Origin of the sequence: Bradyrhizobium sp., from assembly GCF_030654605.1 — a bacterium.
Lineage (GTDB): Bacteria > Pseudomonadota > Alphaproteobacteria > Rhizobiales > Xanthobacteraceae > Bradyrhizobium.
The window spans coordinates 1-15,382 of sequence record NZ_JAURXB010000274.1; the positions used below are offsets into that span (position 1 = coordinate 1).

Sequence of the window (15,382 nt, forward strand, 5' to 3'; positions counted from 1 at the left end):
TGACCGTGAGCGCCAGCAACAGCGAGGCGGCCAGCGCAAAGATGATGGCGAGCGCCACCGGGATGAACAGCTTTCCCTCGAGGCCCTGCAGCGCCAGCAACGGCACGAAAACGATGATGATGATGAGCACGCCCGTCGAAACCGGCTCCAGCACCTCGCAGACCGACCGGAACACGATATGGACCAGCGGCGTCGTGCTGCCCTTCTGATCCTTGCTGAGATTTCCCACGATGTTCTCGACGACGACCACAAGCGCGTCGATCAGCATGCCGATGGCGATCGCGAGTCCACCGAGACTCATCAGATTGGCCGACATGCCGACCATGCGCATCACAATCAGCGCGATCATGATCGCAAGCGGCAGGCTCAGGGCGATTACCAGCGAGGCGCGCCAGTTGCCGAGAAACAGCAACAGCAGCACGATGACCAGAACCGTGGCTTCGGCCAGCGCCCGGACGACGGTTCCGACGGCGCGGCCGACCAGCCGGCTCCGGTCGTAAAACACGTTGATGGAAACGCTCTTCGGCAGCGACGGCTGCAGCTCCTGCAGGCGCTGGCGGACGTCGCGGACGAGCTGCCCGGCATTGGCGCCACGCAGGCCAAGCACGAGTCCTTCGACCGTTTCGCCGCGGCCGTCGATTGTGACGGCGCCATAGCGCGTCATCGCGCCCACCTGAACGCGGGCCACATCGTTGACCCGGATCGGAATGCCGTCCCGCGTGTCGACCACGATGGCCTTGATGTCGTCGATCGAGCGGATACTGCCCTCGATGCGGACGAGGGCGCTGTCTTCGCCCTGGTTGACGCGGCCAGCGCCGTCGTTGCGGCTGTTGGTCTCGATCGCCCGTCGAAACAGGTCATAGGAAATGCCGCGTGCGGCGAGCGCATCGCTGACCGGCACGATCTCGAAGGCCCGGACATGACCGCCGAGCGAGTTGACGTCGGCGACCCCCGGAACGGTCCGCAGCGCCGGGCGGATCACCCAGTCGAGCAGGCTGCGCCGCTCCGCCAGCGAGAGATCGGGACTCTCGATGGTGAACATGAACATTTCGCCAAGCGGGCTGGTGATCGGAGCGAGACCGCCGGTCACGCCTTCCGGCAAATCGCGCGCGATGTTGGCCAGGCGCTCCGAAACCTGGTTGCGCGCCCAATAGATGTCGGTGCCGTCCTCGAAATCGACGGTGATGTCGGCAAGCGCGTATTTTGTCGTCGAGCGGAGGATTTTCTTGTTCGGCAACCCGAGCAGTTCGAGCTCGATTGGAACCGTGATCCGCTGTTCGACTTCCTCCGGGGTGAGACCCGGCGCTTTCATGATGACCTTGACCTGAACCGGCGAGACGTCGGGAAATGCGTCAATCGGCAGGCTGGGCAGGACGACGACGCCCGCGCCGACGAGCAGAAGCACGCTCAGGGCGACGAACATGCGCTGCGAAAGCGCGAACGCGACCAGACGCTCGAGCATCACTCGCCGGCCCCGAGCCGTTGCAATATTCCTCGCAGGGCGGTGATGCCACTGACGGCCACTTCGTCCTTCTCCGAGATCGCGCCGGATACCACGACATGATCCTGATCCTCGGCCAGCAGCGTCACGGGCGCGATACGAAATCCGCCCTCGATGGCGACGAAGACCGACGTCGTTTCGCCGCGTCGGACGAGCGCGCTGTAGGGGATCTCCCAGGCACTCTCACCGGAGGAAAGAAAATTGATCCGTACCGCAGCGGTTTGCCCGGGGCGCAGTTCACCGGTATTCGGCACCTCCGCTCGCACCAGAATGGTTTGGGTCGCCACGTCGGTCGTTTCCGAAACCAGTACGACCTTGCCCGGCGTCACGTAGCCGTCGATTTCCACTCTCGCCCCCGGCCGGATGGCGCGGACGCTCATTGCCGGAATCGCAATCTCGACCCACAAGGGCGACAAGCGTGCGATCTTGACGAGCGGGGCCGATTGCTCCACCCGCTGGCCCGGGGAAACCACGATCTCGACCGCGGTTGCCGGCTGGGGCGAGGCGACCGAGAGTGTTGCCGTAATCGCGGTCTCGCTGGCGAGGCGCGAAATCGCCGCGTCCGACAGCCCGCTCAGCCGAAGCATTTGCTTTCGTTCCGACACCGCGATGCTCGCCTGCCGGGCTTCGGCCTGGCTGGTCTCCAGCACGCGTAGCGGCACCGCATTGCCCTGGAACAGTTCGGTATTCCGTTTCAGCTGCTGGGCAGCGAGCACGTCATGCGCGAAGGCCTGCAGGTAGTCGCGCTGAAGCGACACGAAGCTTGGGCTCTCGAGCATGACGAGCGGCTGGCCGGAATTGACCCGGTCGCCTCGCGCAACCGACAGACTGGTGACCATGCCGGCCACGGGAGCGCTGACGACCCACAGTTGCGGGGTAGGGATAACAATCTGGGCCGGATAGGGCAGTGTCAGGTCTGTCCGGCTCAGGATGGGATGCGCGACGCGAACGCCCAGGGTTTGTGCCTGCGCGGGGCTTAGCTTTACCTCGTCGTCGGCCAACGACAGGGTTGGCGGGCCGATCAAGGCGACTGCAAGCAAGGCCCGAATCAACCCGCGTCGCGAGCAGAGGTTTACGATCGTCTGAGCGAGATTCATCGGCAAGAAACCATATCATCGGGTGGCGCCGCCAAATCGCGCGTTCCGTTGAGCCTTCAGTATTCCGTGCAGTATCGGGTGGATTGATTTTTATCAAGCGATCGGATCCGCTCTCGGCTCGCTCGACCATTCAACTATCTCGATGCAGGTGGGTGCAATTGCGACGCGTTCGCGCGTGGCCTGCACTGCGATCCGGCAAACCTGCTTCAAGCGTCCTTTGCATAGCGCGCAAGCGAAGCCTTGAGCATTTCAAGCATTTCGTCCCGCACGGGATCGCGCGTGCCGCGGGCCCAGGCCGCCGCCAGCGGCAGCCGGTTCATATCGGACGCCTCGAGCGGGATGTAGCGGACGCCGCGCGCCGCCATTCGCGATGTCCATCTGGGAACGATGGCGACGCCGAGTTCGGCGGCGACCAGATTGACGATGGTCTGCTTTTCATCGGCCAACTGCACCACGCGCGCCTGCAGTCCGGCCTGGGCAAACAGCTTCATGGTGAGATCGTGGCTGTGCGGGCGCGACCGGCGCTCGGGCACGATCAGCGGCTGCTCGGCGAGATCGGTGATATCAACGCGTTTTCTCGATGCGAGGGGATGACGATCGGATACCGCGACCACGGCGGTTTCGTGCAACAGAAACAGGAATTCGAGCCGCTTGTCCGGATTGGCCGGCGGCCGCACCACCGCCATGTCGAGCCGCCCGGAGATCAGCCGCGGCAGCAGGCGGATCGTCTTGTCCTCCGTCAGCTTCACCGTGACATCCGGCCTGCGCGCACGAAAATCGTGCAGCAGCATCGGCAGCAGGCCGGCGGCCGCGCTATCGATCGCGCCGAGGCGGATGGTCGCCGCCTGCTTGCGGCCGCGGGCGTGGAATTTGACCGCGAGACTGTCCGCCTGCGCCAGCAAATGGCGGGCGTCCTTGAGCAAGACTGCGCCGTCATCGGTCAACGTAACGCTGCGGGTGGTGCGCGTCATCAGTCGGGTGCCGAGATCGTCTTCGAGCAGCCGGATGTAACGCCCGAGTGCCGAGGGCAGCATTTCGAGCCGTTGCGCCGCGCGGCCGAAATGCAGCTCCTCGGCCGCGGCCACGAAACAGCGAAGCTGGTGCAATTCCATAGGGAGCCTCCCTGCGCCAGATTATATCAAATATTTGTATAATCGTATGCCGATTGAACGGGTGTGACATCAGGACGTAGCGTGCCGGCAAGTGCTGACCTTCAGGCGGAATCAGCCGGCCAATAAATTTGATGGGAGTGACCAATGCGGTTCAATCGTCGCGCGATCCTGACCAGTGCCCTCGCCGCCATTTCCACCTTCGCGTCGCACGCCGTCACGGCGCAGACCGCCTTTCCGACCAAGCCGATCACGCTGATCGTTCCGGCCGCATCCGGCGGGCCGACCGACACCGTGGCCCGCCTCGTTGCGGAGTCGATGGGCCGCACCCTCGGCCAGACGGTGCTGGTCGAAAACGTCGGCGGCGCCGGCGGCACGCTCGGCATGGCACGGGTGTCGAAGTCGGCGGCTGACGGCTACACCGTCGCGGTCTGGCACATCGCGCATGCCACAGCACCCGCGCTTTACGACTCCCTGAAATACGACGTCGTCGGGGATTTCGATCACCTCGGCCGCATCACCGACGTGCCCATGACCCTGGTGTCGAAATCGACACTGCCGCCCGCCAACGTCACCGAGCTGCTGGCGTGGATCCGCGCCAACAAGGACAAGGCCACCTATGGGCATGCCGGTGTCGGCTCGGCCTCGCATCTGTGCATGCTGATGCTGATGAAGGAACTCGGCGTGCAGATCAACGGCATCCCCTATCGCGGCACCGGACCGGCCATGAACGACCTGCTGGGCGGCCAGTTCGACGTGATGTGCGACCAGACCACCAACACCACCAACCAGATCAAGGAAGCCAGGATCAAGGGTTTTGCGGTCACGACCAAATCCAGGGTCTCGTCCCTGCCCGACTTGCCGCCGCTCGATGCCGGCGCGGTCAAAGGCTTCGAGGTGTCGGCATGGCACGCGATGTGGGCGCCGAAGGGATTGCCGAAGGAGGCTTCCGACAAGCTTGTCGCGGCCCTTCAGGCGGCGCTGAAAGATCCCAAGGTGATCGAGCGGTTTGCGAGCCTCGGCACCGAGCCGGTCAAGGCGGAACTGGCGACACCGGCGGCCCTCAAGTCGCACCTGTCAGCCGAAGTGCCGCGCTGGAGCGCCGTCATCAAGGCTGCCGGGGCGAAGGGAAACTGAGTTTTCCGCCACCGGCGATCAATCACCCACAACGACACGCGGCTATCAGCGGTCCGGAGAGACTTCATGAAGACCTACGCCATTGCAGCGATCCCGGGCGACGGGATCGGCACCGAAGTCATTGCCGCCGGTGTCGAGGTGCTGCACGCGCTGGCCCAGCGCGACGGAAGTTTCACCTTCAAGGTCGATCATTTCGACTGGGGTTCCGAGTACTACAAGAAACACGGCATCATGATGCCGGAAGATGGCCGCGACCAGATCAAGGGACACGATGCCATCCTGTTCGGTTCGGCCGGCGCGCCCGACGTGCCCGACCACATCACGCTCTGGGGCTTGCGCCTCGCGATCTGCCAGCCGTTCGATCAATACGCCAATGTGCGGCCGACCCGCATCCTGCCCGGGATCACCAGCCCGCTGCGCAACGTTCACGGGCCGGAACTCGACTGGGTCATCGTCCGCGAAAATTCGGAAGGCGAATATGCCGGGGTCGGCGGCCGCGTCCACAAGGGGTTGCCGCTCGAAGTCGCGACCGACGTATCGATCCTGACCCGCGCCGGCGTCGAGCGCATCATGCGTTTTGCGTTCAGGCTCGCGCAGTCCCGGCCACGAAAACTGTTGACCGTCGTGACCAAATCCAACGCCCAGCGCCATGCCATGGTGATGTGGGACGAGATCGCGAACGAGATCGCGGCCGAATTCAAGGACGTCACCTGGGACAAGATGCTGGTCGACGCCATGACCATGCGCATGGTGATGAAGCCGGAAACCATCGATACCGTGGTCGCCACCAACCTGCATGCCGATGTGCTGTCGGATCTCGCCGCCGCCCTTGCCGGCTCGCTCGGCATCGCACCGACCGCGAACCTCAATCCGGAGCGGACCTATCCCTCGATGTTCGAGCCGATTCACGGCTCGGCCTTCGACATCATCGGCAAGGGCATCGCCAATCCGGTCGGCACGTTCTGGTCTTCCGTGATGATGCTGGAGCATCTCGGCGAGACCGCCGCCGCGACGCGGCTGATGCAGGCGATCGAGCGCGTCACCGCCGACCCGCGCTTTCACACGCCGGATCTCGGCGGCAAGGCCCGGACCACGGAAGTCACGGCCGCCGTCATCTCTTCCATTCACGGCGCCAACGAGTGATTCGTCCCGGTACTGTCACCTGGACGCGCAACGCGCTCCCGAGAGCGCTGCGCGGTTGCCTCGACGGCAACGCAGAATCACGCGAACGTGAATCCCTCGCGCATCCGGAATCCAAATTTAATGCACGATGCGCGCTATTTAACCTCGCATTAACGGCGCACTGTACCTATCTGGATATAGGGAAGGAAATTCGCTCAAGGACAACTCCAAAAAAAGGAGCCACCTATGGCGAACGTACTAACCACTGGGGCCTGGCTTTCTGCCCCGACCAAAAAACCTTCATTTTTCGCACGATTATTGCGCGCCCGTCAGCGACGGGCTGAGCGTACGGTTGAGCAATACCTTGCCGTCCGCGGGATCAAGCAGACCGACGACGCGGAGCGCCAAATCGAGCGTCTCTACTCGAGAGCGGGCCGGTAGCCATGATCATGCTCATCATCGTGCAGACGGCCAACAAGCTCGTTCAGTTCGGCAAGGAGGTTCGCGAAACCTGGCAGGAAGCTCAACGCCTTCGTCAGGCTCTTCCCGGCCCGACCGAGGAGTAGCCTCACCCGGCTATCGCACCTCGCCTGGAGCGGGTTCCTGCAACGCCCGTTAACTAATTGGAACCCGCTTGCGTCAGTTACGCTCTTGACGCCGCCGCGCGCTAGGCCAGAATGGTCATTATGTTGCGCCGGGAGCCGATCATATGAGGTTTTTGATTACTGCGCAGGATACCGCGGGAAGCGTCACCCTCAACCGGGAGTCAGTCCCGGCTGCACTGAAGAAGGCCGGGGAATTGATATCCGACGGTTGCTGGGACGTTGAGATCGCAACGCCCGACGGAACCGTCTATCGGCCTGCCCAGTTCGACGAGTTGAAGGAACGGGTCAGCGCCTAGCGAACGTCCATTCCGGCCCTCGCTATCCGCGCGGAGCCATGACCGGATGTCACTTGACCGGATGTCGCTTGCCTGATCGCCTCATGCGTGGCTTGCGTCCGTGAGGCTGATGACCAGTGCAATGGTCCCGACCAGAATGAGGCTGACGGCCCATACGGCGTCCAGATTGAACCAGCTTCGGGCCACGAATTTCAGGCCGAGATAACGGTACACCAGCCACGCCGCGCATCCTCCGGCGGCGATCATCGCGGCCGAGTGCACCACGGATACCAGCACGGCCATGCCGAGATTGGTATTGATCAGCCTGCCTGCCGCCGTATGGCCTGCGTCGAGGTCGGCGGCCCGGCACAGCCCGAGATAGATCGGCACCAGCATCAATCCGGCGCCATGCGCGATCGCCACCGCGAAGGACCACAGCCCCAATTGCGTCGGCCTGATACGGGCGAGCGCGCGTGGATGGCGCTGATTGATCAGCCGGAACACACCAAATCCGATTACCAGAAGGCTGGCGCCGGCCTGGATCGGACGCTGCCACTGGACCAGGGTGACAAGCAGCGCGAAGGGAAGCATGACCAGCAGCATCGCCAGCAAATGGCCTGCCCATAGCGGCCACAGCGCCATCAACAGCGCGCGCGAACTCCTTTCCATCAGTCCTGCCGAAACCGCGAGCGGCCACCCCATCCCCGGGTTGGCCCCGTGATAGAGGCCGCTCGCGATCACGGCCAGCCAGAGGCCGGCAACGGTCCAGTCGGCTACGCTCACATTCAGGCCGAAGGATAGCAAAACGAATCGGTCGAACAGTCGCCGCCATCGAGCCGGATTTGATGCGCCCGGTATCCCTGCGGGAAACCCACCCAATAATCCCCAGCCAGTTCGAGGCCACCATCGGCACCGGCATTGGCCATCACCTCGGCGCCCGGCATTCCCTCGGGATAGAACTGGTCGTCCCACGTCGAATACAGCGAGTTGGTCCAGTACACCCGCTTGCCGTCGCGGCTGATCTCCACCATCTGCGGTCCGCCCGCATATTTCCTGCCGTTCGGATGCGGCGTGCGGCGAACGATGCCGCCGATGTGCACGGAGCCCGAAAGCTTCGGCTTTCTGGGATCGCTGACATCGTATTGACGCATCTCGCCGGTGCCCCAGCAGGAGACGTAGAGAAACCTGTCATCCATCGACAGGTCGATGTCGGTGACCAGCGGCGGCACCGCGCCGAATCCCTGCAGCAGCGGCGGCAGCTGCTCCTTGCTTGCTGCTTCCGGTGCAATCGTCGCCGTCTTTTCGATGTGGAATTTTCCGCCCTCGCGCCACCAGGTCCAGATCGAGCCTTCGAGGTTGGTGGTGTCGACCACGACGCCGAGGAAGCCGTATTCGCGAACCGGATCGTGCGCGGGCCGCACCTCCAGCGCCATCTGGTGATTGGCGCCGAGATCGATGGTCTGGACGTTGCGCCGGGCGCTCAGATCCCAGAAATGGACCCGGTGGCCGTATTTGTTGGAGAGCAGGTCCTCCGGCACGATCCCGTTCTCGAACTGCGGCGGCAAGGCCCACTCGCTCGTCACCATGTAGTCGCGCGGCAGGTTCCACCAGAAATCATAATGCAGCGCCTGCGGACCGCGATCGATCTCCCACCGCCCCAGCACCTCGAAAGTCTGGCAGTCCATGATGAAGACGCCGGGCGGCCCGTCGGTGCCGTCCTTGCCTCCGCCGCCGAGCGTGCTGACATAGATTCCGTCCGGGCCGCAGTGAATCGTGTGCGGCCGCGAGTAGCCGGTCTTTTTGAAGATTTCCTCGGGCTCGATGATCTTGTGAATCCTGGCCTGCCTCGGATCGGGCTTGGTATCGACGATATAAATTCGCGAGGACCGGATGCCGGGGATGATGAGATAGCGCCGCTCGAGAAAGGCGTGCCCGGAGAGCGGCGACAGGGAAGACGAGCAGGCATTCCATCCGAAGTGGTGAAACTCGTCGCCCTTGTTCGGCATCGCCACGGTGTGGACGATCTGGCTGTAGGTCGGCGACCCCGGCTCGACGTCGATCACCGCGAGTGCGTCGGGTTTCGAGAAGTCCGGGCTGAGCAGCAAGGTATAGGCAAAACTTTCGGGCGGCGCTTCCATCGCGAGCCTGGGCGATGCGTGGAAGGTCGGGTCGGGCCTGATTGTCATCGTACTGCCTCCTTGTGAGTGGATGCATACTAAAACGTCTCAATGGCATGTCGCGCGAGTTGCTCCTCCGCTGTGCGCGGGCTTCCTCATTGCAACGGAGCTAGCCTAATTGAAGGCACGGCCGGTGGAAACCGTTCACGTGAGCCAGTTCAACAAATCCGACCCGACGGGCAAATCACTTCTGTTTATCGGAAATCACGTCAAGCCCCGCGCGGAAAAATATTTCTGTTTTACAGAAATCAAAGTTGGACTATATCAATGGCCATCCCGTCCCATTCAGAGGGGCGTTGCGCAAGGTCACCGATGCGGGACGGGGATGCGGTGGACGCGGATGGCGCTCCCTGACCAGGGCGCCTGAAGCGGACGGCGAAATCGTGTGGTTCCGACACCCCAAAGGCTGGTGTCAAGTTCGCAGCTCGAGGTGTTGCGGATGACGGTGGCAAGAGCGCAGGGCTCACCGAGAAGAGCACGTATAAGCCGTAAACCATTGCGCGGGGAGTGCCGGGTGATTCCGGTGTGACCTGACTAACGCGTGTGCTTCTACCACTCTACCATTGCACACGCGGCTATCGGGCGCATCGGGCGCCCGGCCTCCCCGCGCCCTCTGATTGATGAGGGCGGAAAGTTGACAGCAAACCTCGGGCGAAACGCGCCGCGAGATCGCGAAGTTGTGTTTGTTGACACACACCCACAACTGTCATCGTCCTGCTTGACCGGACGACCCAGTATTCCAGAGACGTTAGAGATGGAATCGATAGCCGCGGCGTACTGGGTCCTCCGCTTTCGCGGAGGATGACGAGTTGTGGGGAGGCGGCCACCTGTGACAGCAGCATCCGTGGCCCGAACAGAGTCTCTACAAGCCCGGGGCGTGGGCACGCTTCCACTTGGACGACCCTGCTTGCCCACCCACCCGACTTTTTTTTCGCGGGGCATGACAGCCACCCTCCTCTCCGCCGCAACACCGGCAAATCAATTCTCCTCCATTGCGCAACGCAGAATCTCGCTTGCATCAATTGTCACGACGACAATTGGGACAAGCGGCTGGAGTGGCAATCGCTCGGCTCGCTGCAGCGCCGTCTGCGCGCCTGCCTGTCGGGCATCCGCGCCCAGCCCTACGATTACGGCGCGCCGGAGCTGGTCGAGCTGGAGCTGTATCTGATGTCGCGCGCCCGCGACATGCCGATCGAAACGCCGGCGGTGCGGCCGTGACATGCCGTCGCAGCCATTGATTCGGGTGAACGCAATTCGATGACAAATTGTTGTGATCATCGCGCTTCGAGCATTTCCAATCCACCACGGATTAAAAATCGCTTCGACCGAAATCCCGACTCATTGTGGTCGCATCCCGTTCACGCTGGCTTTGTAAGAAACGCCCGCAAGCAACGCATCGAGGCAGCCATGAACACGGAATTCGACTACGACCTGACGCGGGATCAATGGGAAGCGCTGAAGGCGCTTCGCCTGCCCGCAGCCGAACGCCGCATCAAGGATCGACTGACGGCGAGCCTGATCGTGATCGAGCTCGCGGCCATGACCGGCGACGGTCCCGTCATTACGGCGAAAGGACGCAGCGTGCTGCTGCGCGGGTCGCCGCAGCTTTGGGACGTGGCGGCGTGATCAGGGATTTGAACCAAACCCGGCTTGCTGGAGAAGCCTGCAGCTGTCGGCGATATCGGCATCGGGGCTATGCGAAATCACCTCCAGCATCGGCAGTTCGGTACATCGGATCTCCTTCCTGGTCGAGGCAATGCCCGTGAGTGGAACATCGCCGCACCCCAGCGGATCATGCTTGTAACTCAGTCGAGTGGTATCGGAAAAATGCACGAGGCTGAGCCGTTCGCGGACCCTTCGCAATCCGTCGGTCGGAGCCTCGCCGTTGAAATTGGCGTTCGCGACGTCATAGATCACCCGGATGCTGTCATCGCCATAGCCGTCGACCGCGTTCATCAGCGACTCCGCGTCCGGCAGGAACGCGAACGGCATATTCTCGATCAGAAGCCTGGTGCCGACCCGCCGCGCCAGTGGCGCCGGGGTGTCCAGCGCGCGATAGAAATGCGAGATCATGCGATCCCTGGGCATCGGAAACGGCGGATTGTATTTGCCGGGACCGAAAGGATCCGTGATTCCGTGGCGATGCGAAGCATCGAACCCGGAATCTCGAGATTCCCCGATGTGCAATTGCACATCTGAGGTCTGGTGCTAACGGACCATCCCGGAATGACGTGGATGGATTATCGAGGTTGCGACGCGATATCTGATGGTAACCATGCTGGCCGGTTCGATTGCCTTGTTTACAGGCCAAGCCGAAGCGGCGGTTACTGAGCGAACGCGTTTCCACTCTGTACTGAACAGGTCGGCGAGCTCACGGAGACCGAATCGATCACATACACCCGGCCGTCGGGTCCCTTTCGCGTTATTTTCCCGCCCGCCCCTTTGCCATCGATCACAGAGAGAGAACAGCTTGAGAAACCAGGGTCGAACGTCGCTGAATACTGGGTGGCGCCGTTGGCCCAGGTTTGCACCCCCACCATTTTACTTCCTTCGAAGCGTACGCTCCCTGGGTACGCGAAGGATTCTCCCGGGCCCTTGCTCGACTCCCGAGCCGCTTTGCCTCGCATCGAGGTGAGCCGCTTTCTTAGAAACGTGCGACCCGCGCTGCTTACGTAAATCGTAAGTGCAACAGTGTTGGTGAAGCTGATCGGCGCACCATCGGCGTTTTTACCGCTGCCGGACACTGCCCAGGATAGGGTGACGGTCTTGTTCAAGGCCGCCTGCGGCGCGCTGCTGGCGGATAAGGGTCCAACCGAAACCGCGCCGAAAAAACAAATGAGGGCAAAATGTAAGCGCATTGTTCTGAATCCCGCTGGTTTGCAATGCTTGCAGGTTTACGCCGGCGTTTGGATCTTGCCAATCCGTCTGAATGCACCAAGATCTGCTTGCTCAATTCTGAGAGGTTAAGTCAGGCTCCAAAGTCTTCGATCACTTGGCCGGCGCGGGCGAGCAGCGAAGGTGACATACCGAGGGGGATGGCCCAGACACAGTGGCTGTTCGCCCCCATCGCCGATGTCCGCTTTGCGCCCCAGACCGGAAGTGGAACACCGAACCCACAGCGCGCGTTTGACTGTGTGACCAGAATCACAGAGGGCAATCTGATATTGCGGTCAATGGGTCGAATGGTAGGGTTGGCTCGATCGTCGATTTGGGACTTCGTGATGCGCTTGCTGGGGGCCTTCATTTCACTAGTTTGGTTGACCTCGCTGTTTAGCCAGCCTGCGTTGGCTGAAAAGCGCGTTGCGCTCGTTATCGGCATCTCGAAATATCAATCGGTTCCCCGGCTGGCCAATCCCGCAAGAGATGCCGAAGCGATGTCGGCGCTGTTCAAGAAAGCCGGCTTCGAGGTCGTCGAAAGCGGACGCGATCTCGGTATTTCCGACCTGCGCAAGTCCATTCGCCAGTTCTCCGATACCTCCCGCGATGCCGATATGTCGGTCGTCTATTACGCTGGTCACGGCATAGAGGTCGACGGCACCAACTACCTGGTGCCAGCAGACGCAAAGCTGGCGAGCGATTTCGACGTCGAAGACGAAACCATATCGCTCGATCGCGTCTTGAAAGCGCTCGATGGCGCCAAGCGCCTGAAGCTGGTCATTCTCGACGCCTGTCGCGACAACCCGTTCACCAAGACCATGAAACGGTCCGTGAGCACGCGCTCGATCGGACGGGGGCTTGCCAAGATCGAACCCTCGATGTCCGACACCCTCGTTGCCTACGCCGCCAAGGCCGGCGCGGTGGCCAACGATGGCGACGGACAGAACAGCCCGTTCGCTTCCGCGCTGGTCAAGCATATTGCCGAACCCGGACTCGATCTTCGGCTGGCCTTTGGCCGCGTCCGTGATGACGTCTTGAAGAGCACCGGATACCGGCAAGAGCCTTTCTTTTATGGTTCATTGGGCGGAGAGACCGTCGCGCTCGTGCCGCAGGCAGTCAAGCCCGCCGATCCCGAAGCCGGCGCCCGGACTGATTATGAACTCGCGGCCCAGATTGGCACGCGTGAGGCATGGGATTCGTTTCTGGCCGCGCATCGCAGCGGGCTATACGCCGATCTGGCGCGGGCGCAGACCGGAAAGCTGATCGCCGCGGAACAGATGCGGACGAAAGCCGACGACGCGCGCCGCGAGGCCGAAGCACAGGCCGCCAGGAAGACTGAGGAATTCCGCCGTCAGCTGGAAGAGCAGGCCGCGCGCCAGACTTCCGACGCCAAGCAGAAGATTTCGGAACAGGCGAGGAAGGAGCTGGAAGAGGCACGGCTCCAGGTTGCGGACCAAGCTATGAAACAATTGGAGGACGCCAAGCGCCAGGTGGAGGTGGCCCGACAGGAGGCGGAATCGGCGCGGCGTCAGGTCGAGGAAGCCAAGCGCCAGGCCGTCGCGGATGCGCAAGTGAAGGTCGAGCAGGCCAGGCGTGAGGCCGCCGCGGAGCGCGAAAAGATCGCCGCGCTGTCGCCGCCGAGCGCCGCGGGAAGCACGGTCGCACCGGCTGCCCCGCAAATGGATCAGGCCGACATTGCGCGGCTGCTGCAGGCCCACCTCAAGCGCGTTGGATGCAATCCGGGCAATGTCGACGGCAGCTGGGACAATGCTTCGAAAGCCGCTCTCGAGCTGTTCAACAAGAATGCTCGAACCAAATTGAATATCCAACTGGCAAGTCTGGATGCTCTCGATTCCGTTCGCGGCAAGACCGAGCGCGTCTGTCCGCTGGTTTGCAAGAAGGGGCAGCGCGCCGATGGGGACCGATGTATCCAACTCGGCTGCGAGAGCGGTCAATTTCTGAATTCCAGTGGCGCATGCGAAAAGAAGCCCGAGCCGGTCGCCAAGCCTCAGACAGCGACGCGCCGCGAGCCGGCGGCGCGCGAACCCGCAACGCGGCGGGTCGCCCCGGCAGGAGGTGGCGGCAAGTGCTTTACGTTCAGCGGAAAAACCTATTGCGAATGAAGGCGGCCGACTGTCGCGAAGGGCTGGCTTGCCGTCCGCACCGGGTATCCGCAACGGCTGCGACGCTACTCGCCGGACTGGCTTGGCGGAACATCGGAACCAAGTTGCTGCCGGCTATTTCACGGCGAACACGTTACCGGCTCTCACGGAGCATGACTGACCCGATACGTCGGTCGAGATGATATTGTACATGCGGCCGTCCATCGCGCGATGGCGGATCTCGGAGCCGCCGTCCTTGCCAAAGCGAATCTGAACCCCGCAGCCCGCATAGCCCGGATTGAAGGTTGCCTGGATGCGGCGAGCTCCACTGGACATCGAATTGCTGACGAGCAGCTGCCGTCCCTCGAAGCTGGCGGAAAGGTTTCCCGCAGCGCCGACGCCCGCGCGTTGATTTCCTCCGTCGGGATCGAGATCATTGCTGTTCGATTTTTGCCTGCCTTGCCGCGACAATCTGGTGAACAGGCGCCCTGACTCTCCGACGTAGACCAGGAGAATGGATGACGTATTGCCCTTCTTTATTTCTCCGGAATCGGCGCGTTGAACGCGATACTCGTTCCAGCTGATCGAAATAGTCTTGTTGAAGAGTTCGCGCGGCGTCTCGGCTGCGGCGGCACCGCACCCGAAAATGCTCAAGGTGACGACCACCCGCAGCAACAGTCTCGAATTGGAAGAGGACATCTGATCACCACCAGCAAAAGAAAGCGTTGAGAACGAGAATTCAGCTTGCGAAGGCATTGCCCTGGCTAACGGGCGTTCCTGACAGGAATGAAAAACTTGAATGCGATGGAGATTGTCTTGTTCGTCAGTTGCTGCGGTGCAGCTTCCGCAGATGCTGGCATGGCACAGAGGCCAATCGTCGCCTTTAGCCGTCTGAAAAAATGCTGCATTTCGAATTTCCTGTGGTGTAAGGATAGTGAGGCAGGCGGGAGCGAACTATCGAGGTTGAGCAACGTCGAGAATGTACAAGATCTATCGATCGGTGAATTGACGGGGCCGCCTGCCGTTTTTCAGTATCGAATTGACGCCGCCGGACGAAATATCGCGAAGCATAGAATGGATTTCGGTTGCCTTCAATGGACTGCTTGCCGAGTGGGACCTCTGAAGGGATTTGCAGCAACCGATGATGGCCTATTGATTTTTCGACAACCTTGAGGGCAGGCAATGAACCTTAACCTGAAGATATGCATCCGTTTGATCACGCTGACAGGGGTTGCGGGCCTGCCCTCGCTGCTTCATGCGCAAACTGCCGGGGCGTGCCTCTATGAGAGCAAGAGCTATTCCGAAGGCGCCTCGATCTGCTTGCGGCCCTCTCTGATGCTGAATTGCCGCCTGGAAGGCGCACGGATGGTATGGACTATC

Annotated in this window: 13 protein-coding genes and 1 pseudogene; 7 read left to right on the forward strand and 7 right to left on the reverse strand. The window is 61.9% G+C overall.

Translation table 11 applies throughout. The features are described from left to right. The 3 genes from Q7U29_RS25295 to Q7U29_RS25305 form a co-directional block, all read right to left on the reverse strand. Positions 1-1,462, reverse strand: a 1,462-nt coding sequence (locus Q7U29_RS25295) for an efflux RND transporter permease subunit (RefSeq protein WP_304745962.1), incomplete at its 3' end; no start/stop codon positions are given. Then, positions 1,462-2,598, reverse strand: coding sequence for an efflux RND transporter periplasmic adaptor subunit (locus Q7U29_RS25300; RefSeq protein ID WP_304746053.1), 1,137 nt, complete (start codon positions 2,596-2,598; stop codon positions 1,462-1,464). The genes Q7U29_RS25295 and Q7U29_RS25300, both read right to left, overlap by 1 nt. A 206-nt stretch (positions 2,599-2,804) precedes the next feature. Beyond that, a complete protein-coding gene (locus tag Q7U29_RS25305) occupies positions 2,805-3,710 on the reverse strand; it encodes a LysR family transcriptional regulator (protein ID WP_304745965.1) in 906 nt (301 codons plus the stop codon). A 144-nt stretch (positions 3,711-3,854) separates the two neighbouring features. Between Q7U29_RS25305 and Q7U29_RS25310 the strand changes: the two genes are divergently transcribed. The 4 genes from Q7U29_RS25310 (at position 3,855) to Q7U29_RS25325 (ending at position 6,867) form a co-directional block, all read left to right on the forward strand. After that, positions 3,855-4,844, forward strand: a complete 990-nt coding sequence (locus Q7U29_RS25310) for a tripartite tricarboxylate transporter substrate-binding protein (RefSeq protein ID WP_304745968.1) — start codon at positions 3,855-3,857, stop codon at positions 4,842-4,844. A 66-nt stretch (positions 4,845-4,910) separates the two neighbouring features. Continuing rightward, positions 4,911-5,987, forward strand: a complete 1,077-nt coding sequence (locus tag Q7U29_RS25315) for a tartrate dehydrogenase (RefSeq protein WP_304745971.1) — start codon at positions 4,911-4,913, stop codon at positions 5,985-5,987. A gap of 422 nt (positions 5,988-6,409) precedes the next feature. Next, positions 6,410-6,532, forward strand: a complete 123-nt coding sequence (locus tag Q7U29_RS25320) for a hypothetical protein (protein WP_304745974.1) — start codon at positions 6,410-6,412, stop codon at positions 6,530-6,532. A 143-nt stretch (positions 6,533-6,675) separates the two neighbouring features. Continuing rightward, positions 6,676-6,867 carry a hypothetical protein gene (locus tag Q7U29_RS25325; protein WP_304745977.1) on the forward strand — a complete coding sequence of 64 codons (192 nt, stop codon included), beginning with the start codon at positions 6,676-6,678 and terminating at the stop codon, positions 6,865-6,867. An 81-nt stretch (positions 6,868-6,948) separates the two neighbouring features. On the opposite strand, the gene Q7U29_RS25330 is transcribed toward Q7U29_RS25325, so the two are convergent. After that, positions 6,949-7,629: a hypothetical protein gene (locus tag Q7U29_RS25330; protein WP_304745979.1), complete on the reverse strand. Its 681-nt coding sequence runs from the start codon at positions 7,627-7,629 to the stop codon at positions 6,949-6,951. Positions 7,630-7,631: 2 nt separating this feature from the next. Further along, the gene (locus Q7U29_RS25335; RefSeq protein WP_304745981.1) at positions 7,632-9,032 is read right to left on the reverse strand and encodes a selenium-binding protein SBP56-related protein; all 1,401 of its coding nucleotides are present in this window, start codon (positions 9,030-9,032) and stop codon (positions 7,632-7,634) included. Between the two features lie 996 nt (positions 9,033-10,028). Here Q7U29_RS25335 and Q7U29_RS25340 point away from each other — a divergent pair. Together Q7U29_RS25340 and Q7U29_RS25345 are read left to right on the forward strand one after the other, a co-directional pair. Then, positions 10,029-10,241, forward strand: a pseudogene (locus Q7U29_RS25340) (sulfur oxidation c-type cytochrome SoxA); the annotation flags it as partial. Between the two features lie 189 nt (positions 10,242-10,430). Next, positions 10,431-10,649 carry a hypothetical protein gene (locus Q7U29_RS25345; RefSeq protein ID WP_304745983.1) on the forward strand — a complete coding sequence of 73 codons (219 nt, stop codon included), beginning with the start codon at positions 10,431-10,433 and terminating at the stop codon, positions 10,647-10,649. Here the strand turns inward: Q7U29_RS25345 and Q7U29_RS25350 are convergent, their stop codons facing one another. Further along, the gene (locus Q7U29_RS25350; protein ID WP_370691826.1) at positions 10,650-11,111 is read right to left on the reverse strand and encodes a sugar phosphate isomerase/epimerase family protein; all 462 of its coding nucleotides are present in this window, start codon (positions 11,109-11,111) and stop codon (positions 10,650-10,652) included. Positions 11,112-12,058: 947 nt separating this feature from the next. Here Q7U29_RS25350 and Q7U29_RS25355 point away from each other — a divergent pair. After that, positions 12,059-14,023: a caspase family protein gene (locus Q7U29_RS25355; protein ID WP_304745987.1), complete on the forward strand. Its 1,965-nt coding sequence runs from the start codon at positions 12,059-12,061 to the stop codon at positions 14,021-14,023. Between the two features lie 114 nt (positions 14,024-14,137). On the opposite strand, the gene Q7U29_RS25360 is transcribed toward Q7U29_RS25355, so the two are convergent. Then, entirely contained in the window at positions 14,138-14,758 is a 621-nt protein-coding gene (locus tag Q7U29_RS25360) for a hypothetical protein (RefSeq protein ID WP_304745989.1), read from the reverse strand. Positions 14,759-15,382 lie beyond the last annotated feature (624 nt).

Excerpts from the sequence above, each read along its gene's own strand:
- Q7U29_RS25320 (WP_304745974.1), top strand. The coding sequence starts at position 6,410 with ATGATCATGCTCATCATCGTGCAGACGGCCAACAAGCTCGTTCAGTTC.
- Q7U29_RS25360 (WP_304745989.1), bottom strand. The coding sequence starts at position 14,758 with ATGCCTTCGCAAGCTGAATTCTCGTTCTCAACGCTTTCTTTTGCTGGT.
- Q7U29_RS25300 (WP_304746053.1), bottom strand. The coding sequence starts at position 2,598 with ATGAATCTCGCTCAGACGATCGTAAACCTCTGCTCGCGACGCGGGTTG.
- Q7U29_RS25355 (WP_304745987.1), top strand. The coding sequence starts at position 12,059 with ATGGCCCAGACACAGTGGCTGTTCGCCCCCATCGCCGATGTCCGCTTT.
- Q7U29_RS25345 (WP_304745983.1), top strand. The coding sequence starts at position 10,431 with ATGAACACGGAATTCGACTACGACCTGACGCGGGATCAATGGGAAGCG.
- Q7U29_RS25335 (WP_304745981.1), bottom strand. The coding sequence starts at position 9,032 with ATGACAATCAGGCCCGACCCGACCTTCCACGCATCGCCCAGGCTCGCG.
- Q7U29_RS25325 (WP_304745977.1), top strand. The coding sequence starts at position 6,676 with ATGAGGTTTTTGATTACTGCGCAGGATACCGCGGGAAGCGTCACCCTC.
- Q7U29_RS25350 (WP_370691826.1), bottom strand. The coding sequence starts at position 11,111 with ATGCCCAGGGATCGCATGATCTCGCATTTCTATCGCGCGCTGGACACC.
- Q7U29_RS25315 (WP_304745971.1), top strand. The coding sequence starts at position 4,911 with ATGAAGACCTACGCCATTGCAGCGATCCCGGGCGACGGGATCGGCACC.
- Q7U29_RS25310 (WP_304745968.1), top strand. The coding sequence starts at position 3,855 with ATGCGGTTCAATCGTCGCGCGATCCTGACCAGTGCCCTCGCCGCCATT.
- Q7U29_RS25305 (WP_304745965.1), bottom strand. The coding sequence starts at position 3,710 with ATGGAATTGCACCAGCTTCGCTGTTTCGTGGCCGCGGCCGAGGAGCTG.